This is a genomic window from Corynebacterium sp. HMSC067D03 (assembly GCF_001811185.1).
Classification (GTDB): domain Bacteria; phylum Actinomycetota; class Actinomycetes; order Mycobacteriales; family Mycobacteriaceae; genus Corynebacterium; species Corynebacterium coyleae.
In genome coordinates, this window is record NZ_KV803801.1 from 1 (window position 1) to 835 (window position 835).

Here is an 835-nt window from a genome sequence, read left to right on the forward strand (position 1 = left end):
CTGTGTCAAATTTTGTGGACGGGTAAACCCGTTGTGTTTGGTTGTGGGGGTTAGGCTGCGGCGGCGTGTGTGTCGGCGCAGCGGGTTTTGAATTGGCGCATTGCTTCGGCGGGGATCAGCCCGGTGGTGGAGTGGATGCGGCGGCGGTTGTAGTACGCCTCGATCCAGTGTCCGACTTCGTAGCGGGCGTCGAACTTCGACGCGAACTGCTTCTTTTCGTACAGCAGATGCAGCTTCAACGTGGAAAACATCGACTCCGCAACCGCGTTGTCCCAGCACACACCGACCGCGCCGGTGCTTAAACGCACATCGAGTTTCTTGGCTGTTTGCGCGAACTGCTTCGAGGTGTACTGCGAGCCGCGGTCGGAGTGAAACACCGCGTTGCCCGCGACGAAACCGGCCGCGTGCGCCATGGTCAGCGCGTCGACGACAAGTTGCGCACTCATCCGGTCTGCGATCTGCCACCCGACAACCATCCGTGTGCTCAGATCGATCACGACGGCCAGATACATCCACCCCTGCGCGGTGCGCAGGTAGGTGATGTCGCCGCACAGATAGGTTGTCGGCATCGCGGGGTAGAAACGGCGCCGAAGCAGATCAGCACGTGCGCTCGCCTGCGGGTCTTGGATCGTGGTGCGTTTAAACGCGCGACGGTACTTGGTGTGCAGCGTGTTGTCAGCCATGATCTTTCGCACCGCATACAGCGTGGTTGCAACGTTTTGGGCCTGAAGCTGCCGGTAGATAGTGCGCGCCCCGGCAAAACCGTTGTGCTCGTTGAAGATCTCGATAACCAGATCGGTAATCGCCGCGCGTTTCGCCCGCGGTGTGCCACCGG

The 835-nt window shown here is 60.7% G+C and carries 1 protein-coding gene; it reads right to left on the reverse strand.

Features of this window, described 5'->3' with window-relative positions; genetic code table 11:
* Positions 1-50 precede the first annotated feature (50 nt).
* Positions 51-835: IS3 family transposase (locus HMPREF2785_RS11515; protein WP_141750633.1), on the reverse strand; the 785-nt coding region annotated here is incomplete at its 5' end.